At 64.8% G+C, this 24,086-nt stretch carries 23 protein-coding genes; 11 read left to right on the top strand and 12 right to left on the bottom strand.

The features are described 5' to 3' along the window. Window positions 1-186 precede the first annotated feature (186 nt). The 3 genes from ACS5Q0_RS18360 to ACS5Q0_RS18350 all read left to right on the top strand — a co-directional run bounded on the left by ACS5Q0_RS18360 (window position 187) and on the right by ACS5Q0_RS18350 (window position 2,998). Window positions 187-435, top strand: coding sequence for a hypothetical protein (locus tag ACS5Q0_RS18360; protein WP_473128094.1), 249 nt, complete (start codon window positions 187-189; stop codon window positions 433-435). 295 nt (window positions 436-730) lie between these two features. Then, window positions 731-1,531: a thermonuclease family protein gene (locus tag ACS5Q0_RS18355; protein WP_473128093.1), complete on the top strand. Its 801-nt coding sequence runs from the start codon at window positions 731-733 to the stop codon at window positions 1,529-1,531. Window positions 1,532-1,573: 42 nt separating this feature from the next. Beyond that, window positions 1,574-2,998, top strand: coding sequence for a M48 family metalloprotease (locus ACS5Q0_RS18350; RefSeq protein WP_473128092.1), 1,425 nt, complete (start codon window positions 1,574-1,576; stop codon window positions 2,996-2,998). 271 nt (window positions 2,999-3,269) lie between these two features. Here ACS5Q0_RS18350 and ACS5Q0_RS18345 read toward each other — a convergent pair whose 3' ends face one another. From ACS5Q0_RS18345 to ACS5Q0_RS18320, 6 genes are all read right to left on the bottom strand, one after another. Further along, window positions 3,270-4,142 (bottom strand): RNA polymerase factor sigma-32, encoded by an 873-nt coding sequence (locus ACS5Q0_RS18345; RefSeq protein ID WP_473128091.1) that lies wholly within the window; start codon window positions 4,140-4,142, stop codon window positions 3,270-3,272. Between the two features lie 172 nt (window positions 4,143-4,314). After that, window positions 4,315-4,899 (bottom strand): CarD family transcriptional regulator, encoded by a 585-nt coding sequence (locus ACS5Q0_RS18340; RefSeq protein WP_473128090.1) that lies wholly within the window; start codon window positions 4,897-4,899, stop codon window positions 4,315-4,317. Between the two features lie 451 nt (window positions 4,900-5,350). Beyond that, window positions 5,351-5,689: a ferredoxin FdxA gene (gene fdxA / locus ACS5Q0_RS18335; protein WP_473128089.1), complete on the bottom strand. Its 339-nt coding sequence runs from the start codon at window positions 5,687-5,689 to the stop codon at window positions 5,351-5,353. 48 nt (window positions 5,690-5,737) lie between these two features. Next, a complete protein-coding gene (locus tag ACS5Q0_RS18330; protein WP_473128088.1) occupies window positions 5,738-6,040 on the bottom strand; it encodes an RNA-binding S4 domain-containing protein in 303 nt (100 codons plus the stop codon). 9 nt (window positions 6,041-6,049) lie between these two features. Further along, window positions 6,050-9,106, bottom strand: coding sequence for a helicase-related protein (locus tag ACS5Q0_RS18325; RefSeq protein WP_473128087.1), 3,057 nt, complete (start codon window positions 9,104-9,106; stop codon window positions 6,050-6,052). Window positions 9,107-9,298: 192 nt separating this feature from the next. Beyond that, complete coding sequence (locus ACS5Q0_RS18320; protein WP_473128086.1) at window positions 9,299-10,165, bottom strand: DUF3108 domain-containing protein; 867 nt, start codon at window positions 10,163-10,165, stop codon at window positions 9,299-9,301. 243 nt (window positions 10,166-10,408) lie between these two features. Between ACS5Q0_RS18320 and rpmB the strand changes: the two genes are divergently transcribed. Beyond that, on the top strand, window positions 10,409-10,699 hold the full coding sequence (rpmB, locus tag ACS5Q0_RS18315; RefSeq protein WP_473128085.1) for a 50S ribosomal protein L28: 291 nt from the start codon (window positions 10,409-10,411) through the stop codon (window positions 10,697-10,699). A gap of 144 nt (window positions 10,700-10,843) precedes the next feature. Next, entirely contained in the window at window positions 10,844-11,473 is a 630-nt protein-coding gene (locus tag ACS5Q0_RS18310) for a queuosine precursor transporter (protein WP_473128084.1), read from the top strand. A 48-nt stretch (window positions 11,474-11,521) separates the two neighbouring features. Here ACS5Q0_RS18310 and ACS5Q0_RS18305 read toward each other — a convergent pair whose 3' ends face one another. The 4 genes from ACS5Q0_RS18305 to ACS5Q0_RS18290 all read right to left on the bottom strand — a co-directional run bounded on the left by ACS5Q0_RS18305 (window position 11,522) and on the right by ACS5Q0_RS18290 (window position 16,273). Next, window positions 11,522-12,529 carry an esterase-like activity of phytase family protein gene (locus ACS5Q0_RS18305; RefSeq protein WP_473128083.1) on the bottom strand — a complete coding sequence of 336 codons (1,008 nt, stop codon included), beginning with the start codon at window positions 12,527-12,529 and terminating at the stop codon, window positions 11,522-11,524. Beyond that, window positions 12,526-14,421, bottom strand: coding sequence for a cobaltochelatase subunit CobT (gene cobT, locus ACS5Q0_RS18300; RefSeq protein ID WP_473128082.1), 1,896 nt, complete (start codon window positions 14,419-14,421; stop codon window positions 12,526-12,528). Before cobT ends, ACS5Q0_RS18305 begins: the two co-directional genes overlap by 4 nt. Window positions 14,422-14,539: 118 nt before the next feature. After that, window positions 14,540-15,529 (bottom strand): cobaltochelatase subunit CobS, encoded by a 990-nt coding sequence (gene cobS / locus ACS5Q0_RS18295; RefSeq protein ID WP_473128081.1) that lies wholly within the window; start codon window positions 15,527-15,529, stop codon window positions 14,540-14,542. 114 nt (window positions 15,530-15,643) lie between these two features. After that, window positions 15,644-16,273 (bottom strand): J domain-containing protein, encoded by a 630-nt coding sequence (locus ACS5Q0_RS18290; protein WP_473128080.1) that lies wholly within the window; start codon window positions 16,271-16,273, stop codon window positions 15,644-15,646. Between the two features lie 89 nt (window positions 16,274-16,362). Here ACS5Q0_RS18290 and ACS5Q0_RS18285 point away from each other — a divergent pair, with 89 nt between their 5' ends. Further along, a complete protein-coding gene (locus tag ACS5Q0_RS18285; RefSeq protein ID WP_473128079.1) occupies window positions 16,363-16,629 on the top strand; it encodes a BolA family protein in 267 nt (88 codons plus the stop codon). A gap of 66 nt (window positions 16,630-16,695) precedes the next feature. Here ACS5Q0_RS18285 and ACS5Q0_RS18280 read toward each other — a convergent pair whose 3' ends face one another. Beyond that, window positions 16,696-17,862 (bottom strand): acetyl-CoA acetyltransferase, encoded by a 1,167-nt coding sequence (locus ACS5Q0_RS18280; RefSeq protein ID WP_473128078.1) that lies wholly within the window; start codon window positions 17,860-17,862, stop codon window positions 16,696-16,698. 151 nt (window positions 17,863-18,013) lie between these two features. Between ACS5Q0_RS18280 and ACS5Q0_RS18275 the strand changes: the two genes are divergently transcribed. After that, window positions 18,014-18,592 (top strand): LOG family protein, encoded by a 579-nt coding sequence (locus ACS5Q0_RS18275; protein WP_473128077.1) that lies wholly within the window; start codon window positions 18,014-18,016, stop codon window positions 18,590-18,592. Then, window positions 18,589-18,993 (top strand): NUDIX hydrolase, encoded by a 405-nt coding sequence (locus ACS5Q0_RS18270; RefSeq protein WP_473128076.1) that lies wholly within the window; start codon window positions 18,589-18,591, stop codon window positions 18,991-18,993. Before ACS5Q0_RS18275 ends, ACS5Q0_RS18270 begins: the two co-directional genes overlap by 4 nt. Here the strand turns inward: ACS5Q0_RS18270 and ACS5Q0_RS18265 are convergent. Continuing rightward, entirely contained in the window at window positions 18,981-20,135 is a 1,155-nt protein-coding gene (locus ACS5Q0_RS18265) for a 2OG-Fe(II) oxygenase (RefSeq protein WP_473128075.1), read from the bottom strand. The two genes, ACS5Q0_RS18270 and ACS5Q0_RS18265, sit on opposite strands and share 13 nt — an antisense overlap. 286 nt (window positions 20,136-20,421) lie before the next feature. Here ACS5Q0_RS18265 and ACS5Q0_RS18260 point away from each other — a divergent pair, with 286 nt between their 5' ends. The 3 genes from ACS5Q0_RS18260 to ACS5Q0_RS18250 all read left to right on the top strand — a co-directional run bounded on the left by ACS5Q0_RS18260 (window position 20,422) and on the right by ACS5Q0_RS18250 (window position 23,959). After that, window positions 20,422-21,756, top strand: a complete 1,335-nt coding sequence (locus ACS5Q0_RS18260; protein ID WP_473128074.1) for a D-alanyl-D-alanine carboxypeptidase family protein — start codon at window positions 20,422-20,424, stop codon at window positions 21,754-21,756. A gap of 157 nt (window positions 21,757-21,913) precedes the next feature. Next, window positions 21,914-22,819 carry a DMT family transporter gene (locus ACS5Q0_RS18255; protein WP_473128073.1) on the top strand — a complete coding sequence of 302 codons (906 nt, stop codon included), beginning with the start codon at window positions 21,914-21,916 and terminating at the stop codon, window positions 22,817-22,819. Between the two features lie 3 nt (window positions 22,820-22,822). Beyond that, complete coding sequence (locus tag ACS5Q0_RS18250) at window positions 22,823-23,959, top strand: CobW family GTP-binding protein (RefSeq protein WP_473128072.1); 1,137 nt, start codon at window positions 22,823-22,825, stop codon at window positions 23,957-23,959. Window positions 23,960-24,086: the final 127 nt, after the last annotated feature.

Here is a 24,086-nt window from a genome sequence, read left to right as displayed (position 1 = left end):
GCCGCCTGGGAAGCCGAGCGCAATCGCAACAGAGCCAAGGCGCATTGGCATTTCACCACCACGCAGGCTCGCTCCAAACTACGGCGGCTCTATCCTGCATGATCCCTGTGGCAAAGGACTAGGTCCACTGCCGCCGCCTGCGCGGTGCTTCTGCCGATACTCGCTCTCGGTGCCTGTGCGGATTACGTGAAGCGCAGCGACACGGTCACAGCGGCGGCCGGAGATGGATTGGCGCACAACAAGGTGGTGCAGATCGATGACCCCTGGCCTCCGAATTCGAGCAACACCCGCATTGCCGGGCACGGCCCGCGCGTGGACAAAGTGACGAAGCGTTATCTCAGCGGTGGCGCAGGCGCAGGCTCCTCGGCAGGCTCGATATCCATTGCTCCTCAGATTGCGCCGCCCGGTTCAGGAGATCCGCGCTCGGCGCAGTAGCAGGAACACGCGATGCAGGCGGCAGAGGCGTGAAGCCTCTGCCGGACCTGAAACTATCGTCTGGGCGATCGACTGACCCGGTCGGCATATGCAGCGGCAAGTCCAAGACGACCGACGAGTCGGCATGATTCATCGGAAAACCCGCGAGCACAGATAGCAAGCACAACGGAGCGAGCCAAAGCGGCCGCAAGCCGCGGAAGCACGGCCCCGCACAGGAAAGCGTTAGTGTTGCACGCTCAAGCCTAGCTACCCCGGTGGGCATGCGTATGATCGGCCGCGTCAGACAGGGTCAGGTATGCGGATCGGAATTGCACTCGGCTTGGGAGCTTTGCTCGCCACAGGAACAGCATGGGAAGCGGTGGATGCTGTTGCCCGCCCCCTCACAGCCATGTGTTCGGCCGTTTCCCACCCGGACCACCTCGAGGCCATCACCTCCGAGGGCGACCTTGTGTTGGCCTCCGAGGGCCACAGTCGGCTGGCCGGAATCAGGCTCCCGGACGACCCTACCTACCGGCAGCAGGCGCTCAACCATTTACGGGGACAGGCTGTTTACTCCGCACTGGTCGTTCCCCTCGGAAGCCGTGACCGGTGGGGTCGAAATCCTGTCCGCATCTTCGTCGCCAACAAGTCGGCTCCCATGGATCTCATCTCCGATCTGGTGGGTAAAGGGCTCGCCATCGTCGATCCCGGTGTCGATCCCGTCCTCTGCCAACCTGAATTGCTCGCTGTCGAGGCAACGGCGCGTGAACGACGCCTTGGTCTTTGGGCCGATGGCCGCTATAACCCCGTTCCTGTGGACCAGGCCGAGCGCTTGAAAGAGCGAATCGGCCGTTTCGTCATCGTCGAGGGGCGGGTTCGCAGCGTCGGCGAACGCAAACAGAGAACCTATTTGAATTTCGGGGGGCACTGGGCAGAAGACTTCACGATCATCATTCCTCGGAAAGCATGGACGCGAATGGCGGAGAGGGGCATTTCGGCGGCTTCGCTGAAAGGCAGAACCCTCAGGGCCCGAGGCGTTTTGCAGTCTTGGCAGGGCACCGCCCTTACCATTGATCTACCGGAGATGATCGAGCGCCTTGAGGACGGGCGTCCTTAAGGCGACAAGGAAGATGATGAACGCTTGGCCCGATGAGCAAGCATGCACGATAGACGTCACAGAGGTATGATCCGGATCGCTGCCGGCCTGATGCTCGCGGGCCTGGTCTCGGGCTGCTCGAGCTTCGGCGGAAACGGCTCCCTGCCGGCCAATGCGCCGCGGGTGCTCGGACCGGATCGGGACCGCGACCATATCCGCCTCGTAGCGGCCTTCGGCGGCGAAGGGCGGGCGCCTCAGCTGCAGCGCCTCCTGACTGATGCCGTGAACCGGCTCGTCATGGCGACCGACCGGCCGGACGAGTCGTATCAGGTCACGATCCTCAATTCGCCCGTGGTGAACGCCTTCGCCCTGCCGAACGGACGGCTCTATGTCACGCGGGGGCTGCTCGCCCTGGCGAACGATACGTCGGAGGTCGCGGCCGTGCTCTCGCACGAGATCGCCCATGTCACGCTCCGCCATGCCTCCCAGCGCAGCGAGCTGCAGGCCCGCTCGGAACTGATCGAGCGCGTGGCGGAGAACGTCCTGAACAACTCCCAGGAAGCGGCCGTGGTGCAGGACCAAGCCCGCTCGACGCTCGCGAGCTTCTCCCGCTCGCAGGAGCTCGAGGCGGATCAGACGGGTATCACCGTGCTCACCCGGGCAGGGTTCGACCCCTATGGCGCCCCCCGCTTCCTCACGGCTCTCGGCCGCTCGGCGAGCAGCAACAGCAATGCGGGGACGGATCTGGTGGCCTCCCATCCCAGCACCGCCGCGCGCGTCGCGAAGGCTCTCCAGGCCGCCCGGCGCGCCGGATCTCCGGGCATGGGCGAGACCGGGAGGCTCGAATACCTGACGGCGCTCGATGGCCTGGCCTACGGGGACGATCCTAGCGACGGCGTCGTGAAGGGCCGCCGCTTCATTCACGCCCGCCTCGGTGTCGCCTTCGAGGCGCCGGCTGGCTTCACCCTGGAGAACACCTCTCAGGCCGTTCTCGGCTCCTCGTCCGACGGCGAGCGCCGCCTGCTCTTCGATGCGGCGGACACGCCGGCCGGGCAGAGCCTGGAGGAGGTCCTGCGCTCCACCTGGACCGACACCATCGAGCCGGGCAGCCTGGTTACGAGCACCTTCAACGACCTCCCCGTCGTGACCGCCCTCTCCAACGGCAAGGAATGGACCTTCCGCCTGTCGGCCATTCGCATCGGCAACACGACCTACCGCCTCATCATGGCGGCCCGCAGCGGCGGCTCTGACCTGGAGGATATGTTCCAGCGGACCCTCCACAGCGTGCGCCAGGTGCAGCCGGAGGAAGCGCGCCGCATCCGCCCCCTCAAGCTCCAGATCGTCATGGCCCAGCGTGGCGACACGGCCCAGTCACTCGCCGCCCGCATGCCCGTCGATAAGGCCCTGGACCGTTTCCTGCTGCTCAACGGGCTTGATCGCAACGGTCCCCTGAAGGCCGGTGAGCGATACAAGATCGTCGTGGAATAGCCCGGTTTCATGAGAGCCGATTCCCTCAGGTGGAATCGGCTCTGTTCTTTGCCCGCTGCAGATTTCAGAGCACCAGATGCCAGAGTGGACACCGGTTTAGCCTGGGAAGATGGGCATCAATCGGCAGCTTAAAATGTCGGGCGTGGGGATGATTTCCCATCCGATGTTGAGGCGGTGAACCACATCCATTTCCCTGAAACATTCCTTAAAAGCAGTCAGGCGAGCCGGAGGCCGGCTCGCCTGACTGGATTCTCTAAGGGTCTCGAATTCCTTAGACGAAAGCGCCCGAGGCCTGAGGGTATTTATCCATCAGGGCCCGTTTGAGCTTCTCCAGGGCCCGGTTCTCGATCTGCCGAACGCGCTCCTTGGAGATCCCCAGGCGGTCGCCCAGGAATTCAAGGGTCACCTGCTCGTCGTCGAGACGGCGCGCCTGAAGGATGCGCAGCTCACGTTCATTGAGCACTTCGAGCGCCTGCTTGAGCCAGCGCACGCGACGCTCAGTGTCGATCACATCGCTCACGCTCTCATCCGGCAGCGGGCTCGTATCCACGAGGAACTCCATGCGCTCGGCCGAATTCGAAGGGTCGGCATCGAGCACCGGAGCGTTGAGAGACGTGTCGGGGGCCGAGAGGCGGGCATCCATGAGGGCCACGTCGGCCTTGGACACCCCGATGGCCTCCGCGATCTTCTCGTGCACGTCGGCGGAAATGCGCTCCTCCCCGCCACGGGTCAGGCGGGCGCGCAGTCGGCGCAGATTGAAGAAGAGGGCCTTCTGAGCGGAACTTGTTCCGCCGCGGACGATTGACCAGTTACGAAGGATATAGTCCTGGACGGACGCGCGGATCCACCACGTCGCGTAGGTCGAGAAACGGACTTCCCGCTCCGGCTCGAACCGGGCGGCGGCCTCCAGAAGGCCCACGTGCCCCTCTTGGACGAGATCCGCCATCGGCAGGCCATAATGGCGAAAACGGGCCGCCAGAGCGATGACGAGGCGCATATGCGCAGCGGTCAGTTGGTGAAGAGCGGTTTCATCGCCGTTGTCTTTCCAGCGCACGGCAAGAGCATGCTCCTCTTCCCTTTCGAGAAAAGGCGCATTCATGGCAGCGCGAACGAAACGACGACGAACGCCTGAGATTTCTCCCATTGTGTCCTCCCTTGGCACAGACACAACGGTCGAGGCGGGAAAAAGTTCACGCTCAACAGCCAAGTTTTGCGAAATAGATTCCAAAGCCGGGAAAACAAGGGCTTGCGGCCAAGAAAAAAGCCTGGCGCAAGGCCAGGCTTTTCAATGAGACTGAGGGGGCCGGACAGCCGGATCAGGCTGCCTCTTCCTGCATGTCGTCACCCTCGGCATCGGCATCCGCCTCGGCGCCCTTGGCGCGGCGGGGAGACTTGGCGAGGCTCTGCTCGATGAGCTTGAGGGCTTCCGTATCCGTAATCTTGTTCACCGCGGAGATCTCGCGCACGACGCGGTCGAGGGCGGATTCGTAGAGCTGACGCTCGCTGTAGGACTGCTCGGGCTGCGCCTCGGAGCGGTACAGATCGCGCACGACCTCGGTGACGGCGAGAAGGTCACCGGAATTGATCTTCGCCTCGTATTCCTGAGCGCGGCGCGACCACATGGTGCGCTTCACGCGGGCACGACCCGTCAGAACGTCCAGAGCCTTTTGAACCACTGCCGGTTCGGCGAGCTTACGCATCCCGACGCTGGCGGCCTTCGCGGTCGGCACGCGCAGGACCATCTTGTCCTTGTCGAAGGAGACCACGTAAAGCTCCAGCTTGAAGCCGGCGATTTCCTGCTCTTCGATGGCCGTGATGCGGCCGACGCCGTGAGCGGGATAAACAATGGCTTCACCGGATTTGAAACCCAGGCGCTGGGCGGACTTCTTAGCGGTTGTCATGCGAGAGAGGCCTCCTTGCATGGTCCCCTGCCCGGCTGGACACGGGGGCGGTGGCTCCACTGAGCAGGGACCCAGGGGAACAGGAATGAGTTGAGCGAGGACGGAACTTGACTATTCCGCTCGGCTCCCTGATGTAAGCCAGCAGCTAGAACACGCTCGTCCCGGACCCAAGGAAGTGTTGTCTCCCTCCGGTCAGGTTTCGTGCATCATTGCTTCAGTGTGTGAACCGACGCCCTGCTGGGACGGTGCACGGCTTGAGCGCAAGCGACGGCATTGGCAGACCCTATCACAGTCTGGCCCAAAAAGCAAAAATATTTCAAAGCGTAGCGTAAAGAAGCTCGACTTATGTCCCGGCTTTGGGCCTACCCCTTCGGCAGCTTTGCCTAGGAAAAGCGAGAATCTCAGACGTCAAAAAGCGGACCTCTTCGGTTCGTGAGGCCGCCCTGCTCCATCAATCGCCTTCGCCGGGATTGGGCGAGAAATACTGCTCGAACTTGCCGGCCACGCCGTCGAATTCCTTGGCGTCGGCCGGAGGATCCTTCTTCTGCGTGATGTTGGGCCAGCTCTTGGCCATATCGGCGTTGAGCTTCAGCCATTGCTCAAGACCGGGCTCCGCGTCGGGCTTGATCGCCTCCGCAGGGCATTCCGGCTCGCAGACGCCGCAATCGATGCACTCGTCCGGGTGAATGACGAGCATATTCTCGCCCTCGTAGAAACAATCCACCGGACACACCTCGACGCAGTCCATGTATTTGCACTTGATGCAATTTTCAGTGACGACGTAGGTCATGACGGTCCTTCGAGGGTCTATTCCAAAAAGCGCGAGACTGTCGCCGCTCTAGCTCTTGTCGCCTTCGCTGACAAGCACTCCGTCACCTTCATTGAGGTTGGCGTAGAGCTGCCTTGCTTCCGGCGCAGGCCCACGGCGCTCGCCGAGGCCTTCGACCCGCACCACCAGGGTCGTGCGGGCCAAGGCGATGGTGACCACGTCACCGATGGATAACGCCTTGGCGGCGTTGTCGATGCGCTGGCCGTTCACCCGGACGAACCCGCTCATCACGAGCTTGGCGGCCAGCGTCCGGGTTTTGGCAAAACGTGCGAACCAGAGCCACTTATCGAGCCGCTGCCGGTCCTCACGCATGGGCAAGCCTCACTTCTTGCTGTCTTCCAGCTGAGCCTTGAGGGCCATGAGCTTGGCGAACGGCGAATTCGGATCGGGCTGCTTCTCACGGCGCTCCTGCCCGCCGTCGCGGCGGTTCTCGGCGCGCTTGTCGGGACGCGGGCCGCGACGGTCGTCGGGCCGGGGTCCGCGCGGCGGACGGTTCTGCGGACGTCCACCCTCCCCTTGGGCCTCCCGGCGCGGACGCTCGCCCTTGCCTTCGCCATGGCGCGGGCGGCGCTCGCCGCGCTCGCCGCGGTTCCCGCGAGCCTCGCGGCCCTGACGGGCCTGACCGCCTTCGTGATGACGGCGATGCTGGCGCCAGACCTCGATCATCTCGGGCTCGGCCGGAGCCTGAGCCGTCTCTTCCGCAGCTCCCTCCGCCGGAGCCATCGCCTGCCCTTCGGGCGAAGCCACGGCCTCGGCTGCGCTGGCCTCGACGACCTCGGACGGGACAGATGCGTCGGGCGCCTCCACGGTCACGGCGCCGGCTTCCTCGGCCATGACCGGCGCTGCTTCCGTGGAAACCTCACCGCCCTCTGCGGCCTGCGGCATCGCAGCCGGCGCCACCAGCGGCACCGTGATGGCCGGGCCGGGGCGGCGCTCCATGGCATAGCCGAGCGACTTCAGGATCGTCGCGAAATCCTCGCCGGCGCAGCCGACCAGGGAGGTCATGGCCACGGTCGGGACGAAGCCTTCCCCATCGGCGGCGCCAGCAGGGGGCTCGCCAGGCGTGATGCCGGGACGATAGGCGATCGCCGGACGGATCAGGTCCGCCAGACGCTCAAGGATGTCGACGCGCACGGCGCGGCCGCCACAGACGCGGAACCCCGCGGCGCGGTAGAGACCGGGCGCGATCTCGGGATCGACCGGGATCGAAGTGCGGCCGGACTGGGCGAGATGGGCGATCTCGTCGATGCCCTTCTGGTCCAGGCCGCCGTTCTGGAGCGCCCAGAGCTGCGTCGCGAGAACCCGCGGGGCCGGCTTCAGAAGGGCCGGGAGATAAAGGTGATAGGCGCCGAAGCGAATGCCGGCCTTGCGCAGGGCGGCGCGGGCATCCTGATCGAGGCCACGCACCTCGTTGAGGACCTTGGCACGCTCCAGCACGCCGAGCGCCTCGCCGACCTGGAAGGCAATGCCCCGGGCGATCCCGTTCAGCTCGGCATTGGTTTCGAGATCGATCACCGGGCCGAGCAGGCGCACCACATAGGCCTTGAGCCAGGCGCGCAGGCGGGTGTCCACCTTGTCGCGGGCAGGCCCGGTGAGATGCTCGTCCGACAGGATCCGCACGCGCGGCTCGAACAGCTTGTCGCCGGTTTCCAGCTTGGCCACGGGATCGCCCATCCACCGGATCGTGCCGTCATTGGACAGCACGAGGGTGGTGTCGGGCGCCTCGGCGAACCGATCGGCCCGCGCCTCGATTTCGCCGGCCAGGGCCTTGCTGGCGGCATTGCGCAGGGTCTTGGCCTCCGTGGTATCGGCCTGGGGATCAGGCACGAAATGGAAGCCATGCAGATGGCCGATATGTTGCCCCTCGACAGTAACGTCGCCGGTGGTCGTGATTTCCGCTTCGAGCATCGTGTTCTCTCTCAAGCGCCGCATGAGAACGCTCGTCCGCCGGTCGATGAATCTTTGGGCGAGACGTTCATGAAGCGCATCCGATAGCTTGTCCTCTACCTGACGCGCAACACCCTGCCAATGCTCCGGATCCTTCAACCAGTCGGGACGGTTTGCGACGAAAGACCAAGTTCGCACCTGCGCGATGCGGTTGGACAGGGTGTCGATATCGCCATCCGTGCGGTCGGAAGCCGACAAATGACGGGCGAACCAGTCCGCCGGGACCGCCCCCTCCTTCATGAGGAATCGGTAGAGCTGGCCGACCAGATCCGCATGGGTCTGGGGCGAAACTTTTCGATAATCCGGCACCTGGCAGATCTGCCAGAGGCGCTCGACGGCATATTTCGTGCGGGCGAAGGCCTGAATGTCGTCGTCCCGGGCCAACAATTCGAGGGCCGCCAGGTCCTCGCCCATCGGGGCCCGCACGAGACCGTGCTCCCGCGGCTGCTGGCCGAGGGAATCCCGCAGACGCCCGAGGGTCGAGAAGTCGAGATCAGGATTGCGCCATTGCAGGATCCGGACCGGGTCGAAGGTGTGATTCTCCAAGGCCTCCACCGTCTCCGCATCGAAAGGAGGACAGCGGCCCGTGGAGCCGAAGGTGCCGTCGCGCATATAGCGCCCCGCGCGGCCGGCGATCTGGGCGAGCTCCGGGTTATAGAGCTTGCGGAAGCGGAAGCCGTCGAATTTCTTGTCGGACGCGAAGGCCACATGGTCCACGTCGAGGTTGAGCCCCATGCCGATGGCGTCCGTGGCGATCAGGTAATCCACATCGCCGTTCTGGTAGAGCTCGACCTGCGCGTTGCGGGTGCGGGGCGAAAGCGCCCCCAGGACCACCGCCGCGCCGCCGCTCTGGCGGCGGATCAGCTCCGCGATTCCGTAGACCTCCTCCGCCGAGAAGGCCACGATGGCGGAGCGGCGGGGCAGGCGCGAAACCTTCTTCTCGCCGGCGAAGGTGAGCTTCGAAAGGCGCGGGCGCGTGACCACGTGGACGCCTGGGATCAGCGTCTCGATGAGCGGGCGCATGGTCGAGGAGCCGATCAGCATCGTCTCCTCCCGCCCGCGCTGATTCAGGAGCCGGTCGGTGAACACATGGCCGCGGTCGAGGTCGGCGGCGAGCTGGATCTCGTCGATCGCCACGAAAGCCGCGTCGATGTCGCGGGGCATGGCCTCCACGGTGGAAATCCAGTAACGGGGCCGGTCCGGCTTGATCTTTTCCTCGCCGGTGATGAGGGCGACGTTGTGCGGACCGGCCTTCTCGACGACCCGGCCGTAGACCTCGCGCGCAAGCAGGCGCAGCGGCAGGCCGATCATGCCGCTGTCGTGCCCGAGCATGCGCTCGATGGCGAGATGGGTCTTGCCGGTATTGGTGGGCCCGAGCACGGCGGTGACGCCGCGCGCGCGCACTTGCGGAGGAAGGGAACGACGAACCATGCCTGAATGCGGGGTAATGTCGGATACGATCCCGAGTGAGAGGGACGAGACGCTCCCGCATCACGAGATGCAGGCAGCCTTCTCACGAAGCGGGCCTGGCCCGAGCGTCCGGCGGCAGGCTTCTCCTTATATGGGGCCCAGAGCCGGTTTCGCTACCGGCTTTTTCTGGAATTCTCCAGGATTCTTGAGAGCTTATTGACCGGCTCCGGCCCTGATGGGCTCCCGCCCCTTGGCCCCGCGCCTGGCCGCGGTCGCCGTGCCGTCGCCCTCCACCGACCAGCTCGCGGCCTCGAGCTCGCCCATGCCGAGCATGGTGCGAACGGCCACCTTGATCGGGAAGAGCACGCGGGGGCCCTCCACAGGCGCCAGCCACACGCTCATGTCCTTGTTCTCCTGCATGAACTTGATGGTGGAGCGCTGCGGACGATGGCCGGAGATCGGAACCCAGCGGGCATTGCAGACAAGGACCGGCCCCGAATAACCCGGGACATTGACGGCCTTCGTCCCCGAATAGGAGAGCACGATGTTCTGGCGCGAGGCCCCGTCGAAAACCGGGATGGTGCGGTTGCAATTGGCCTGATCGGTGAGGCTTTTTGACGCCACGGCGGGCATGATGAGGGCGCTCAGGGGATCGATGACCCCCTTCTTGTCGGCCTCTTTGACCGGGATCCGGTCCTCCTTCGGCTCCAGGGGCGGGACGATTTCGACCTCGGCAACATCGCCGCCGTCGAGCGCCATGCGCACGGTGCGCTGCTCGCCCGAGGACTTGGTGTTGACCGCGAAGCCGCGCGACTGAAGCTGAGATCCCGCGATCGTGCCGGAGGCCGTCCCCGCCCCCTTGCCGCCGGTGACCATCTTCACGAGCCCCGAGAGCTTCACGCTGCCCTGCACCTCGTATTTCGGCCCGGTGAAGGTCGACGAGAAGTCTGCCTTCCCTAGCGGCAGGCCCGCCAGGGAGAGATTGTAGTTCACCCTGAGCGTCTGGGCAGGCTGAGCCTCCGCCTGAGAGCCGATGAGGGTCAGACTCAAGGTCAACAGAGCTGAAGCGGTAAGGCGCATTGAGGTTTTCCCGGGGCTATCCCGTTAGTCTATTCTGTTGCATCGCATGAGATTCCGAATAAATCATGACCGCGGGCGCGCAAAAAAACGATCTGCGCTGCCGCACTATTCTTGACGCGGGGCCAGTTTTCGGCCTATAGCCCTGCACCTTCCAAGGACTTCTGGTGTCCGGCGGCGTGGGATCTGCGATGAGGCAAACCCGCGAATCGAAGCCGCGACCCTTATGACGATAGGATTGAACCCATGTCGCGCCGTTGCGAACTGACCGGCAAGGCCGTGCTGAGTGGCCATCTGGTGAGCCACTCGAACCGCAAGACGAAGCGGAAGTTCCTGCCGAACCTCTGCAACGTCACGCTCCAGTCTGAGACCCTGCAGCGCTCCGTGCGCCTGCGCGTGTCCGCCCATGCTCTGCGTTCCGTCGAGCATCGCGGCGGCCTCGACGCCTTTCTGGCGAAGGCCTCGGCCAACGAGCTGTCGACCACCGCCCTCGCTGTGAAGCGTGAGATCGAGAAGAAGCTCGCCGCTGCGAGCTGATTTCGACCTCTCCCCGTTTTCGACGCTGCGGGCGGCCTCACGGCCGCCCGTTTTGCGTTGCATTCGACGGGCCCAGCCTCGTTCCTCCACAAGGCCCTCTTCCCTTGTGAGACAGAAGACCAGGACCCTCAGGAGCCGGATGTCATGACCGCCCTCGACCGCCGTGACTTCACGATCGCCCTCGTTGCGATGACCATTGTCGTGCTGTCATCGAACATCCTCGTCCAGTATCCCTTCGAAGCCTGGGGACTGCAGGATTATTTCACCTGGGGTGCGTTTACCTATCCCTTCTCCTTCCTGGTGACGGAGCTGGCCAACCGCCGCTTCGGTCCGAAGGGGGCCCGGAAGGTCGTCTATGTGGGCTTCATTCTGGCGGTCTTGCTCTCGGTCATCCTGGCGACCCCGCGCATCGCCATTGCTTCGGGCAGCGCCTTCCTGACGGCGCAGTTGCTCGATATCAGCATCTTCTCGCGTCTGAGGAACAAGGCCTGGTGGCTGCCGCCCTTCGCCTCCTCCACGATCTCGGCGGCCGTCGACACGACGATCTTCTTCTCCTTCGCCTTCTATTGCGGCGCGGTGCCGGGCATCGGCCTGACGATCGATCAGATGCTGGCCCAGGTGGGCATCGCCGACCAGTGCATCGCACTTCCCTGGGTAACGCTGGGCCTTGCGGATTACGGCGTGAAGCTCGCGCTCTCGGTCTTCTCCATCCTGCCCTATGGCGTGGTGCTGCGCCTCATGAGCCCGGCCCTGGCGCAGCGCGCCCCGGCTTAGGCTCTTGTCCCGCCAGGGGGAGACGAGGGATGGCAGGGGCGCCGTCCCTCACGCCGTGAGGGAGAATTCCAGCAGCAGAGTTCGCTGCAGATTGGCGTTGAAGTTGTTGTCCGAGATCATCGAAACGACGGTCTCGCGCCCCTCCTGGTGAACCGCGAGCCCTTCCATGTTGTCGATCTGGTGCGACGCCTCGCTTTGATAGATCACCTCGCCATCCACACTCGCATCCGGTCTCAGGGCGGACGAGGCGACACGGCGCAGGCGGCACCCGAAGCCGCCGAACAGCGAGAAGCGGCGCTCCAGGACGAGCGCGTCGCCGGAATCGAGGAACGCCAGATCCGTCACGTCGTAACCGTCGCGGCGCGCCACCTCGAACGTGCCCTGCCGCGCGCCCGTGAGGATGAAGCCCCGGCCGCCTTCCGCGATGCCGACCAGAGCGCCGGCGAGGCCTGAACGCTGCGGCGCCACCGCGAGCGCTTCCAGCCCCCCATTGCTCGGAAGATCCTTGAGGTCCTTCGGCACCGCAACCGGAACCCCTTGCACGAGCGCACCGTCCCGATGGCGCTGGAAGCGAAGGACGGCGTGATGGCGCTCGACCCCGACGAACGCCACGTTGCCGGAGATCGCGAGGCTTTCCGTATCGTAGTAGCGGGAACGGCGCGCAGGCGTTCCGTCGCTGAGCAGCAAGGGCGCCATCGCCGCCTGGGAAAGGCCCGAGAGCCGCCCATCCGAGGTTTCGACGCGTGCTTTCAGGATCTGCGCGTTATCGGCCAGCGCCATGATCTCCTCGCCCTTCGGCGAACGCCACAGGCCGGAGAAGCCGCCGAACGCGGACACGTCCGATTTCAGGCTGAGCCCGGAGCGGAAGACCAGCGATCCGAACCGCGCACGGTCCGGATCGGTGTTGGACAGATGGCTGATCGGCTGCGCTGAGACCCTGATCGGGGTCACACTGCGAAATGCCTGCGGGCGCTGCGCAAGGGCTCCGCCCGCAGCCGTCGCTGCAGCCAAGGCGCCGCCGCCCACAAGCAGATTTCTGCGGGTGAGAAGCCTCACGCGTGGGTCCGACGACGGGGCGCTCCGCGCTGGGGCTGTGCATTTTCCTCGAACAGCTCCGCGAGCTTCTCGGTCATTACGCCGCCGAGTTCCTCCGCGTCGACGATGGTCACGGCGCGGCGGTAGTAGCGCGTCACGTCGTGGCCAATGCCAATGGCGATGAGCTCGACGGGCGAGCGGGTCTCGATCTCCTCGATGATGTAGCGCAGATGCCGCTCGAGGTAGTTGCCGGGATTGACCGAAAGCGTCGAGTCGTCCACGGGCGCGCCGTCGGAGATCACCATCAGGATGCGCCGCTGCTCGGGCCGGCCGAGCAGGCGCTTATGCGCCCAATCGAGCGCCTCGCCGTCGATGTTTTCCTTCAGCAGGCCCTCGCGCATCATCAGGCCCAGATTCTTGCGCGCACGCCGCCAGGGCGCATCCGCGGACTTGTAGATGATGTGGCGCAGATCGTTGAGGCGGCCGGGATTGGCGGGCTTGCCGCTCTGCAGCCACATCTCGCGGGACTGTCCGCCCTTCCAGGCGCGGGTGGTGAAGCCGAGGATTTCCACCTTGACGCCGCAGCGCTCGAGGGTGCGCGCGAGAATGTCGGCGCAGGTCGCGGCTACCGTGATCGGGCGTCCGCGCATAGAGCCTGAATTGTCGAGCAGCAGGGTCACTACCGTATCGCGGAAATTGGTGTCCTGCTCCTGCTTGAAGCTCAAAGGCTGGAACGGATCCATGATGATGCGCGGCAGGCGCACCGGATCAAGCGTCCCCTCCTCCAGGTCGAACTCCCAGGAGCGGTTCTGCTGCGCCATCAGGCGGCGCTGCAGGCGGTTGGCGAGACGCCCCACCACGCCCTGGAGATGCGCGAGCTGCTTGTCGAGATAGGCGCGAAGGCGCGTCAGCTCATCCGCGTCGCAGAGATCCTCTGCATGGATGACCTCATCGAACTTGTTCGTATAGGCCTTGTAGTCGGGCCCGCGCGCCTCGTTGGAGCGGGACGGCGGACGCCAGGACTCGCCGGCCTCGTCCGAATCCGCCTCGTCCGCTTCCTCGGGCAGTTCGCCGGACGGGCCGTCGGCCTCCTCGGTCGCGCCCTCCTCGATCTCGTCGCTCGAATCCTCGCTGACCTCGACCTCGGCGCGGTCGCCTTGGGATTCCTGCTCGGATTCGCCCTCGCCCTGCTGCTCCTGCTGCTCGGAATCGTTGTCTTCCTCGTTCTCCTCGTCCTCCTGATCGAGGGCTGCATCGTCGGCCATGTCGAGGGAGGAGAGCATCTCGCGGATGCCGCGCCCGAAATCGCGCTGGCTGTCGATGTTCTTCAAGAGCCCGTCGAGGTTCTTGCCCGCCCGCTCTTCGATGAAGCCGCGCCAGAGATCGACGATCTTGGCAGCGGCCGCGGGCGGCTTCTGGCCGGTTAGCCGCTCGCGCACCATGAGCGCCAGCGCATCCTCGATGGGCGCATCGGCGCGGTCGGTGATCTCTTCGTATTTGCCGCCGCGATGATACCGGTCCTCCAGCATCGCCGTGATGTTGGAGGAAATGCCGGCCATGCGGCGCGAGCCGATGGATTCCACGCGGGCCTGCTCCACCGCGTCGAATACGGCGCGGGCAGCCTGGCCCTCCGGGGCGAGCCGCCGGTGAAGAACGGAGTCGTGACAGGCAAGCCGCAGGGCCATGGAATCCGCGTTGCCGCGCAGAATGGCGACATCCTGCGGCGTGAGCCGCCGGGGCGGTTCCGGCAGGCGGGCCTTCTCCTGCCCCATGAGCATCGGGCGGTCGGACGCGAAGGCGACCTCCAGATCGGGCTTGCGGGCGATGGCCTTCATGGCCCCGGCGATGGAGCGCTTCAGCGGCTCCGCCGGCGCTTCCTTCTTCTCACCCGGCTTGCGGTTCGAGATGGACATCGCTTTCCTTCATCTGTCATCCCGGCCGGAGCATCGCGAAGAGCCGGGATCGCTAAAACCAGCGAAGCTCCCAAACGATCCCGGATCACGCAAGGCGCACCCGGGATGACGCATTACATTACGACAGCACCATGTTCACGGCGCTCTCCGGCAGTTCCTTGCCGAAGGAGCGCTGGTAGAATTCGGCCACGAGGGCGCGCTCCAGCTCGTCGCACTTGTTGAGGAAGGTGACGCGGAAGGCAAAGCCCGTATCGCCGAAGATCTCGGCGTTCTCGGCCCAGGTGATCACCGTGCGCGGGCTCATGACGGTGGAGAGATCCCCGTTCATGAAGGCGCTGCGGGTGAGGTCAGCCACGCGCACCATCTTGTTGACGACATCGCGCCCTTCCGGGCTGTCCTGGTAGTGCTTCGCCTTGGAGAGGACGATGTCCACCTCTTTGTCGTGAGGCAGGTAGTTGAGCGTGGTGACGATGGACCAGCGGTCCATCTGGCCCTGATTGATCTGCTGCGTGCCGTGATAGAGGCCCGACGTATCGCCCAGGCCTACCGTGTTGGCGGTGGCGAACAGGCGGAACGCGGGGTGAGGACGGATCACGCGCTTCTGGTCGAGCAGCGTGAGCTTGCCGGACTGCTCCAGCACGCGCTGGATCACGAACATCACGTCCGGGCGACCGGCGTCGTACTCGTCGAACACGAGGGCCACGTTGTGCTGAAGCGCCCAGGGGAGAATGCCGTCCTGGAAGGCGGTCACCTGCTTGCCGTCCTGGAGAACGATGGCGTCCTTGCCGACCAGGTCGATGCGGGAGACGTGGCTGTCCAGGTTCACGCGCACGCAAGGCCAGTTGAGGCGGGCGGCCACCTGCTCGATATGGGTGGACTTACCGGTGCCGTGATAGCCGGTGATCATCACGCGGCGGTTGCGCGCGAAGCCCGCCAGAATGGCCAGCGTCGTCTCCCGGTCGAAGAGGTAATCAGGATCGAGATCGGGCACATGCTCTTCCGCCTGGGAGAAGGCCGGCACTTCCAGATCCGAGTCGATGCCGAAGACCTGTCGCACGGATACTTTCATATCCGGCAGTAGGGTCGTTGTATCGGTTTGTGCCGTCATAGGGGCCTCTCGATCGGATAGGGGTTTCAGATACGTGCCATGGCTTCTTAAACTCCATGGCGATGCGGTGCAATTTCCTAAACGCCTAATGGGGCTGCGTGAAACGACAGCGTTTCAGCACAGACCGGCGCTTTTGAGGGTGTCATGCGCCTTGATGATGTCGCGAAGCCGCTCCTCGAAGGAGCGGTCCCCGCCATTGGCATCCGGATGGAAGCGTTTCACCAGGGACTTGTACTGGGCCTTGATGGCGGGTCCATCGGCCGTTTCGTCCAACCCTAAGATGTCCAGCGCGCGGCGGACCGCGCCCGTATAACGGGGGCGCCGAGGCTCGGATTGGGCTTTGCGGGTGCGCGCCTGGGTGAAGTCCTCTCCCCGGAGGATTCCCAAAGGGTCGAAATAGGCCCAGTCGCGCGTCTCCTGTGTCGGGGCCGCCTCCTCCGCCTTGCCGGATGCGTTCACGCCCATCGCCCAGGTGGGGCGATGACCGATGATCGCGTCCTTCTGATAGGCTGCGACGGCCGAATCGGACATGCCGGAAAAATAGTTGTAGGATGCGTTGTACTCGCGCACGTGCTGGAGGCAGAAGCGCCAATACTGGCCTTCTCGATCCCGGCCCTTGGGCGCGCGGTATTCACCCGACGCCTGGCAGCCAGGATGCTCGCAGGCAGGCCCCTTCGTCTCCCGCGGTTCCTCGCAGGAAGGCTTAATCCGGATTCGGTCGAAAAGTGGCGAGTTGAGATCCATGATTCAAACATTATGAGGGGCTTGAGGCCCTGAGCCAAGGCTTAAGCGCTTTTCGCCGCAGACCCGTTCAAAAAGGTTTATCAAGACGCATGACCCTTACAGACTGGATCACGCAAACTCTGCAGGAGCGCCTGCACCCGTCCCAACTGACCGTCACGGACGAGTCGGAGCAGCATCGCGGTCATGGCGGATGGCGGGAGGGAGGCGAAACTCACTTCAGGGTACATATCGTATCGGAAGCCTTTTCCGGCAAGAGCCGGGTCGAGCGCCACCGCCTCGTCAACGAGGTGCTGAAGGACGCCTTCGACAGGGGCCTGCACGCCCTGGCCGTTCATGCCAAGGCGCCCGGAGAATAAGGAAATCGGCTCGTCTCGTCATGTCCGGCCTTGTGCCGGACATGACGCGCAACGCAGGCCTTGGCGTCACTTGATCCGCTCGAGCACGCTCACGTAATTGGCGACAGCCGCGCCGCCCATGTTGAAGATGCCGCCCAGCACCGGGTTCCTGACCTGGATGCCGCCGGCCTCCTCGCAGAGCTGCATGGCGGACAGCGCGTGCATCGACACGCCCGTCGCCCCGATGGGGTGACCCTTGGCCTTGAGGCCGCCAGACGGGTTCACCGGCAGCTTGCCGTCGCGGTTCGTCCAGCCTTCCTTGACCGCGATCGCCCCCTGCCCGCGCGGCGTGAGGCCCATGGCCTCGTATTCGATGAGCTCAGCGATGGTGAAGCAGTCATGGGTTTCGACGAAGGACAGGTCAGAAAGCTGAATTCCTGCCTGATCCAGCGCGCGCCGCCACGCTTCCGCGCAGCCCTCGAACTGAACGATGTCGCGTTTCGACATGGGCAGGAAATCCTGCGCATGGGCCGTCGCGCGGAAAGCCACGGCGCGGCGCATGCGCAAAGCCGTTTCCGTATCCGCCAGCACGAGCGCCGCCGCGCCATCCGACACGAGTGAGCAGTCGGTCCGCTTGAGAGGACCTGCCACGAAGGGATTCTTGTCGCTCTCGGCGCGGCAGAAATCGAAGCCGAGATCCTTGCGCATCTGCGCATAGGGATTGTCCACGCCGTTTTTGTGGTTCTTGGCCGCGATCAGCGCCAGCGCATCGGACTGGTCGCCGTAGCGCTGGAAATACTGGCCCGCGATCTGGCCGAACACACCCGCGAAGCCTCCTTTCGTCTCACCATCCTCGGGCAGGTAGGAGGCTTTGAGCAGAATATTGCCGATCTCGGGGCCGGGCGTGCGGGTCATCTGCTCGACGCCCACGACCAGCACCGTCTTGGCGCGCTTGGCCTCGATGGTCTTGATGGCCTGGTGCACGGCCGCGGAGCCGGTGGCACAGGCATTCTCCACGCGGGTGGCGGGCTTGAAGCGGAACCTGTCGCTCGCCTGGAACACCAGGGAGGCCGTGAACTCCTGAGGCGAGAACCCGCCGTTGAAATGGCCGAGCACCACCTCGTCCACATCCTCGGGTCCGATTCCCGCATGCTCCAGCGCTTCGTTGGTCACGCGAACGATGAGGCTCTCGACGGTTTCGGCGTCGAGCTTGCCGAAGGGCGTATGGGCCCAACCGACGATGCAGGCGGTCATGGAGATCTCCTCGGGAATCTGGTGCCTCGGCATAAGGTGGAATGGTTCGGGCCTTTCGGCAAGCCGGCCTTGGCCCAGGGTGGAGAAGCCCTTGAATTCGAGCCGTTCTGAGCCTCCATAGAAGCCTTGGAACGAATCAACGGACACTCCCATGCGTCTTTGCGTCTTCTGCGGCTCCAGTGCGGGCCAGGACCCTGTCTATATCGAGACCGCCCGCCTGCTGGGCGAGGCCCTGGCGCGAAACGGCATCGAGCTCGTCTATGGCGGCGCCTCGGTCGGGCTGATGGGCGCTGTGGCGGATGCGGTGCTGGCCGAGGGCGGCCGCGTGATCGGCGTGATGCCGCAATCCCTCGTCGACAAGGAGATCGCCCATGCGGGCCTGAGCGATCTCCGGGTGGTCGGCTCGATGCACGAGCGAAAAGCCCTGATGGCCGAGCTGTCCGACGGCTTTATCGCCCTCCCGGGCGGCCTTGGCACCTTCGAGGAGCTCTTCGAGGTCTGGACCTGGGCCCAGCTCGGCTATCACAGAAAGCCGTGCGCCCTGCTCAACGCGGCCGGCTTCTACGACAAGCTGACGGATTTTCTCGATGACGTGGTGGAACGCGGCTTCGTCAAACCGATCCACCGCGCCATGCTGATCGTGCAGGAGGAACCGGCGGCCCTGATCGAGGGGATCCGCCGGTACGAGCCGCCGAAGGTCACGAAATGGATCAAGGCGGGCGAGCGTTGATTGAGATCGTCACGGCGCTCATTCGCGACGAGCATGGCCATGTGCTGCTCGTCCGCAAGCGCGGCACGGAAAGCTTCATGCAGCCGGGAGGCAAGCGCGAGCCCGGCGAGAGCGACGAAGCGGCGCTGATGCGGGAGGTGAGCGAGGAACTCGGCTGCAGCCTTGCTCCAGGCTCCGTGCAGCCGCTCGGCGTCTTCGAGGCCCCGGCCGCCAACGAGCCCGGTCAATGGGTGCGGGCCAAGGCCTACGCGGCCCGGATCGGGGGGCCCATCGCCTGCCGGGCCGAGATCGCCGAATATGCCTGGGTGGATCCGCGCGAGCCGGGCGGGCGGAAGCTCGCCCCGCTCACGCGGGACACGATCCTGCCGCTCGCCCTGTCCCTGGAGTGTCAGGCCTTGTAGGCACCCACCCCGTCCCCAAGAGCGGCATTGTTCGCCTCCCGGATCCTGGCGGCGGCCTCGTCATAGAGGAAGGGTAGGAAAGCGTAGCGCCGCCCCGCCGTGACCTGGGACACGGCGTGAAGGAGCGGAGCCGAGAACACGACGGCCCCGCCAGGCGGGGCTTTGTAGCTGCGCGATCCGTATTCGGGGAAGCTCACCTCGCCGCCCTCGAAATCGTCGTTGAGGTTGATCGATACGGCGAAGCGCCGGTGAGCCGTACCCCTGGTGGTGTTGTCCCGATGCGGACGGAAATGCCCACCATCCTCCGCCGCGTAACAAGCCACGATATAGCGCTCCATGCGGGTCGGGGTGAAGAAATGCACCTTCTCGATTTCGGGGTTCACGCGGCGCACGATGCGGCGCTGCAGCTGACCGATCAGCCCGGAATCCGTGATGGTGAAGTCTTTGCGCCGCTTGTGGCCCGGATCATGCGTCGGAACGGTCTTGCCGTCGACCTCCCGCATGAAGCCTGATTCCTCTCCCCCATGTGCCTGGTAAAGGCTGATGAGATGCCGGCAGAAGGCGGGCTCGAACACATCCGTTATGACGAGGATGGGTGCCGGGATCTCGAAACCGGCGAAACAATCGACCGGCGGCAGGGCTCGCAGATAAGCCATCAGCTCCTCGCGATCGCTGCCGTCACTCCTGAAGGGGAAGACGGCGCGGATGCGAAGGGTCGGATTGAGCACCATCCAGAACCGGCGCACCGAGACCTGGGTCGCGCCCGGCGCGGCATCGTGCGGAATGGCGCCGTAGAGCCGGCCGACGCTTCCGTCGAAGTCCCAGATATGCCGGATGCCTGGGAGGATCTGGCGGGCCCGCTGCTCCGCCAGATCCGACGGATCGAAGCTCACGCCGAACAGGGCGATCCTGTCATCGTCGAAGAGATGCCGGTGCGTTTCCTGAACGACCCGCAAGGCCTCGCGCCCGACTTCGTCCGACGCGGTCCCATAGAAGCAGAGAACGAGATAGCGCCCCGCGGCCGCCTCGAAATGGTATTGGGGATTGCTCGTCGAATGCTGCGTGAACCAGGGAGCGGGATCGCCGACCTGCAGGGCGCGATAGGTAGGCTTTACGGTTGCAGGGTCGGCAGAATCGTTCATGAAGAAACCTGCGAAATAATGTTTCTGTTATTTCATATCCTTTGCCCCCATGCGCCACAAGACGCTATCCACCGGGAAACAATGGCCGCGCTTGCTTGTTCTTTAAAGGGAGCGGCTCTTGCCACTCTCTTGCCACGGAGTTCGGTACAAAGAGCAGACCGGGATTGCGATGCACTGCCCTTACCTAGTCAAAGCCAAGGTTTGGGACTAACAATATAGCTCAGCTGGCAAGCGGGGCTTTCAGATCCCCTCTCCGAACGTTGCTTTACTCAAGGAGTCGTTCCTTATGAACGTTAGCCGAGCCCTTCGCGTGACTGCCTTTGCCGTTGCCGCCTTTCTGAGCGGTCAGGCTTTGGCCGCCGGCACCCCCGCCCTCGTGGTCGAGGTGGAGTCAGGGCGCGTCCTGCACGCGGAGCGGGCGACGGATCCGTGGTATCCGGCCTCCATCACCAAGCTCATGACGACCTATGTCGCCCTGGACAAGGTGCGCTCGGGCCAGCTGAGCATGGACACGCTGCTCACGGTGACGGACGGCGCCGCCGCGCTGCCGCCGTCCAAGATGGGCTTCAAGCCGGGCACCCAGATCCGCCTCGACAACGCTCTCAAGATCATGCTGGTGAAGTCGGCGAATGACGTCGCGGCCACCATTGCGGAGAATATCGGGGGCTCCATCGACGGCTTCGCGGCGCTCATGAACGCGCAGGCGCAACGGCTCGGAATGACGAACAGCCATTTCGTCAATCCGCACGGCCTGCCCGACGAGCGCAACCAGACGACCGCCCGGGACATGGCGATCCTTGCCCGGGCCTTGTTGCGGGAATTTCCCGAGGATCAGGACCTGTTCCATATCGGCGCGGTGCAGTTCGGCCGCCGGATCATGCGCAACACCAATGGTCTCATCGGACGTTATCCGGGTGCAGACGGCATGAAGACCGGCTTCATCTGCTCGTCCGGCTTCAACGTGGTGGCCACCGCCAGCCGCAACGGCCGGCACCTGATTACGGTCGTGCTCGGCGCGCCCTCCGCCAACGAGCGTACAATGCAGGCCGCCGAACTGTTCGACCGCGGCTTCAACAGCCGGGTGAACTTCACGAATCCTGAACTCACCGCTCTACCGACCTCGGCCAACACCACTCCGCCCGACATGCGCTCGGTGATCTGCGACCGTCGCGGGCCGATGCCGCAGGAGGAAGATGCCCCCGTCGTGGCCGAGGACACGTCGAACGTTCCCAATCTCTTCTCGTCCGATGTCATGGCCTTTGCCGGCGATACGCAGAAGCCTGTGCGCACCGTGCTCGGTCCCCGCACCGCCGTGCAGCCGGAGCGCGTCTGGATCGGCCTGAACCCGCCCTCGGAGGCGGAACTCGCCGCGCAGGCAGCGGCCGAAGAGGCGGCAGAACAGGCCCGTCAGAAGAAGAAGGCAGCCTCCTCCAAGAAGAATGCCAAGCAGGCGGCCAAGAAGCCGGATGTGACGCCCGTGATCGAGGAAGGCGACAAGGCCAAGTCCAAGGGCCGCGTGAGTGTCACCGTTAAGCCGGTGACGAGCCAGGACAAGAAGGCTCCCGCCAAGAAGGATCAGAAGGCGGAAGCCGCCTCGAAAGCCAAGTCGACGGCGAACTGACCCCCTCCCCAAAGAGTGACGCCCGGCCCCGCGCCGGGCGTTGTTCGTTAGAGCACTGGACACACGAGCGGACCCGACTTTCCGCCGAGGCTCGGACCTCTTGCATTCCCCGCCGATCCGCGCGAACGGTACTCATTCCACGAACCTCATCCTGGACATGACGCGCTCCGCTCACGCCTCCGGCCTCCTCCTCGCCATCGGCTCCGCCAGCCTCTACGGCTTCAACATCGTCTTCGCGCGTCTGGCTTCCTTTTCCGGCGCCAGCGGTTCGGCCATCGTGGTTTACCGCGTCTTCGTGATGCTGGCGCTCGTGGCCGTCGTGACGCTGATCGCGCGACGCTCGCTTGCCGTGGCCCGGGAAGAGCGGGGGTCGCTCCTTCTCCTCGGCGTCGCCAGTGCCCTGCAGGGCATCTGCTACCTGTCGTCCGTCGCCTTCATTCCGGTGACGGTCGCCGCGGTCGTCTTCTACACCTATCCGATCCTCATCGTCCTCATGAACCCGTTCGTGGAGAAGACGCCCCTCACGCCCGAGCTTCTCGGCGTGGTCGCGGTGGCAACCGCCGGTGTCTGCCTGGTCGTGGGGCCAGCCTTCACCGGCCTCGACTGGCGCGGACTGGCGCTCGCCTTCGGCGGCAGCATCGGAACGGCCATCCAGTTCTTCGCGGCGGCGCGGTGCTCCAGAACGGACGTGGTGGCGAAGGTGTTCTGGGTTCAGCTGATCGTGCTGCCCACCGCCATCCTCATCAGCCTCGCGGCGGGGCAGCTCGCGCCGCCGTCGGTCCTGGCGCTCGCTCCTTTCGCTGTCGCAATGACGATCGGCGGCTATGTCGGCGGCTTCGTGCTGCAGCTCCTGGCCCTCGGCCGCATTTCGGCGGTTGCGGCCGGCATCATCTTCTGCACGGAGCCCGTAGTCGCCTCCGTTGTGTCGGCGCTGATCCTGGACGAGGTCCTTTCTCCCGTGCAGATCGCAGGCGGCGCCCTTGTGCTCGCAGCCATCATCACCAACGTTCTTCTGGACCAGCGCCGGATGAAGAACGCACTTCCGATCCCGATTGCGGACTGAGCCATGACGAATGCTCCAATGACCCCGCCTCAACCGATTCCGCTGACGATCCTCACGGGCTTCCTGGGAGCGGGAAAGACCACCCTGCTCAACCGGATGCTCAAAGACCCGGCGCTCCAGGATACGGTCGTGATCATCAACGAGTTCGGAGAGATCGGCCTCGATCATCTGCTCGTGGAGACGATCGACGAGGGCATGGTGCTTCTGTCCGCGGGCTGCCTGTGCTGCACCGTAAGGGGCGATTTGATCGCAACGCTCGAGGACCTCCTGCGCAAACGCGACAACGGCCGCATCCTGCCCTTCCGGCGCGTGATCATCGAGACGACGGGGCTCGCCGACCCCGCGCCCATTCTCCACGCCGTCCTCTATCATCCGTATCTGTCCCTGCGCTACGCCGTGGAAGGCGTCGTGACGGTAATCGACGCAGTGAACGGCGAGCAAACCCTCGACGCGCACCGCGAAGCGGTGAAGCAGGCGGCCGTCGCGGAACGGATCGTCCTGACCAAGACGGATCTGGTTCAGGACAAGGCTGCCCTCGAAAGCCTGAGGGAAAGACTGCGTCAGCTCAACCCGGGCGCAGCCATTCTCGCGGGCGATGCGCCCGTGCAGGAGATCATCGCGGGCGGTCTCTTCGATATCGAGGGCAAGATCGCCGACGTGGCCGAGTGGCTGAAGACGGAGGCGGTGGAGGAAGCCGAGCTCGCGAGCCATGCCCATCAGCATGGACATCACCACCATGGCCATCACGGCCACCATCACGATGTGAACCGGCACGACGAGCGCATCCGGGCTTTCTGCCTCACCAGCGACCAGCCGATCCGCCAGGGCACGCTGGACATGTTCCTGGATCTGCTCCGCTCATCGCAAGGCGCGAAGCTCCTGCGCGTGAAAGGTCTTGTCGCGCTCGCCGAAGATCCGGAGCATCCCGTCGTCATTCACGGCGTGCAGCACGTGATCCATGTTCCTGCCATCCTGCCGCGCTGGCCGAGCGAGGACCGGCGCAGCCGCATCGTCTTCATCGTGGACGACCTGGAGCGCGAGACCGTGGAAAAGCTCTGGAACGCCTTTCTCGGGCGCCCCGCCATCGACCAGCCCGACGCGGCTGCGCTCTCGGACAATCCCTTGTCGCTGAGGCGCTAAATATCCGAGCGCTGCGCCAACAATGCACGGAGCGCACCACATAGGCTGTGATCGCATCCGTGACGATGCCGAGCCGTGCGAGCACCACAAACATGCATGAGGTCGCGGATATCGACGAAGGGTTTCA

The sequence above is a fragment of the Microvirga sp. HS2 genome, from assembly GCF_055792805.1.
The sequence above is the reverse complement of the archived record's forward strand: the minus strand, read 5'-3'. Positions and strand labels throughout refer to the sequence as shown.

What these genes read in the sequence shown, in the direction of transcription:
- ACS5Q0_RS18355 (WP_473128093.1), top strand. Translation starts at nt 731, where the DNA reads ATGCGGATCGGAATTGCACTCGGCTTGGGAGCTTTGCTCGCCACAGGA.
- ACS5Q0_RS18310 (WP_473128084.1), top strand. Translation starts at nt 10,844, where the DNA reads ATGACCGCCCTCGACCGCCGTGACTTCACGATCGCCCTCGTTGCGATG.
- ACS5Q0_RS18285 (WP_473128079.1), top strand. Translation starts at nt 16,363, where the DNA reads ATGACCCTTACAGACTGGATCACGCAAACTCTGCAGGAGCGCCTGCAC.
- ACS5Q0_RS18330 (WP_473128088.1), bottom strand. Translation starts at nt 6,040, where the DNA reads ATGCGTGAGGACCGGCAGCGGCTCGATAAGTGGCTCTGGTTCGCACGT.
- ACS5Q0_RS18325 (WP_473128087.1), bottom strand. Translation starts at nt 9,106, where the DNA reads ATGGTTCGTCGTTCCCTTCCTCCGCAAGTGCGCGCGCGCGGCGTCACC.
- ACS5Q0_RS18250 (WP_473128072.1), top strand. Translation starts at nt 22,823, where the DNA reads ATGACGAATGCTCCAATGACCCCGCCTCAACCGATTCCGCTGACGATC.
- ACS5Q0_RS18320 (WP_473128086.1), bottom strand. Translation starts at nt 10,165, where the DNA reads ATGCGCCTTACCGCTTCAGCTCTGTTGACCTTGAGTCTGACCCTCATC.
- cobS (WP_473128081.1), bottom strand. Translation starts at nt 15,529, where the DNA reads ATGACGGCACAAACCGATACAACGACCCTACTGCCGGATATGAAAGTA.
- ACS5Q0_RS18340 (WP_473128090.1), bottom strand. Translation starts at nt 4,899, where the DNA reads ATGACAACCGCTAAGAAGTCCGCCCAGCGCCTGGGTTTCAAATCCGGT.
- ACS5Q0_RS18260 (WP_473128074.1), top strand. Translation starts at nt 20,422, where the DNA reads ATGAACGTTAGCCGAGCCCTTCGCGTGACTGCCTTTGCCGTTGCCGCC.
- ACS5Q0_RS18350 (WP_473128092.1), top strand. Translation starts at nt 1,574, where the DNA reads ATGCACGATAGACGTCACAGAGGTATGATCCGGATCGCTGCCGGCCTG.
- ACS5Q0_RS18345 (WP_473128091.1), bottom strand. Translation starts at nt 4,142, where the DNA reads ATGGGAGAAATCTCAGGCGTTCGTCGTCGTTTCGTTCGCGCTGCCATG.
- ACS5Q0_RS18255 (WP_473128073.1), top strand. Translation starts at nt 21,914, where the DNA reads ATGACGCGCTCCGCTCACGCCTCCGGCCTCCTCCTCGCCATCGGCTCC.
- ACS5Q0_RS18280 (WP_473128078.1), bottom strand. Translation starts at nt 17,862, where the DNA reads ATGACCGCCTGCATCGTCGGTTGGGCCCATACGCCCTTCGGCAAGCTC.
- ACS5Q0_RS18265 (WP_473128075.1), bottom strand. Translation starts at nt 20,135, where the DNA reads ATGAACGATTCTGCCGACCCTGCAACCGTAAAGCCTACCTATCGCGCC.
- fdxA (WP_473128089.1), bottom strand. Translation starts at nt 5,689, where the DNA reads ATGACCTACGTCGTCACTGAAAATTGCATCAAGTGCAAATACATGGAC.
- ACS5Q0_RS18275 (WP_473128077.1), top strand. Translation starts at nt 18,014, where the DNA reads ATGCGTCTTTGCGTCTTCTGCGGCTCCAGTGCGGGCCAGGACCCTGTC.
- ACS5Q0_RS18290 (WP_473128080.1), bottom strand. Translation starts at nt 16,273, where the DNA reads ATGGATCTCAACTCGCCACTTTTCGACCGAATCCGGATTAAGCCTTCC.
- rpmB (WP_473128085.1), top strand. Translation starts at nt 10,409, where the DNA reads ATGTCGCGCCGTTGCGAACTGACCGGCAAGGCCGTGCTGAGTGGCCAT.
- cobT (WP_473128082.1), bottom strand. Translation starts at nt 14,421, where the DNA reads ATGTCCATCTCGAACCGCAAGCCGGGTGAGAAGAAGGAAGCGCCGGCG.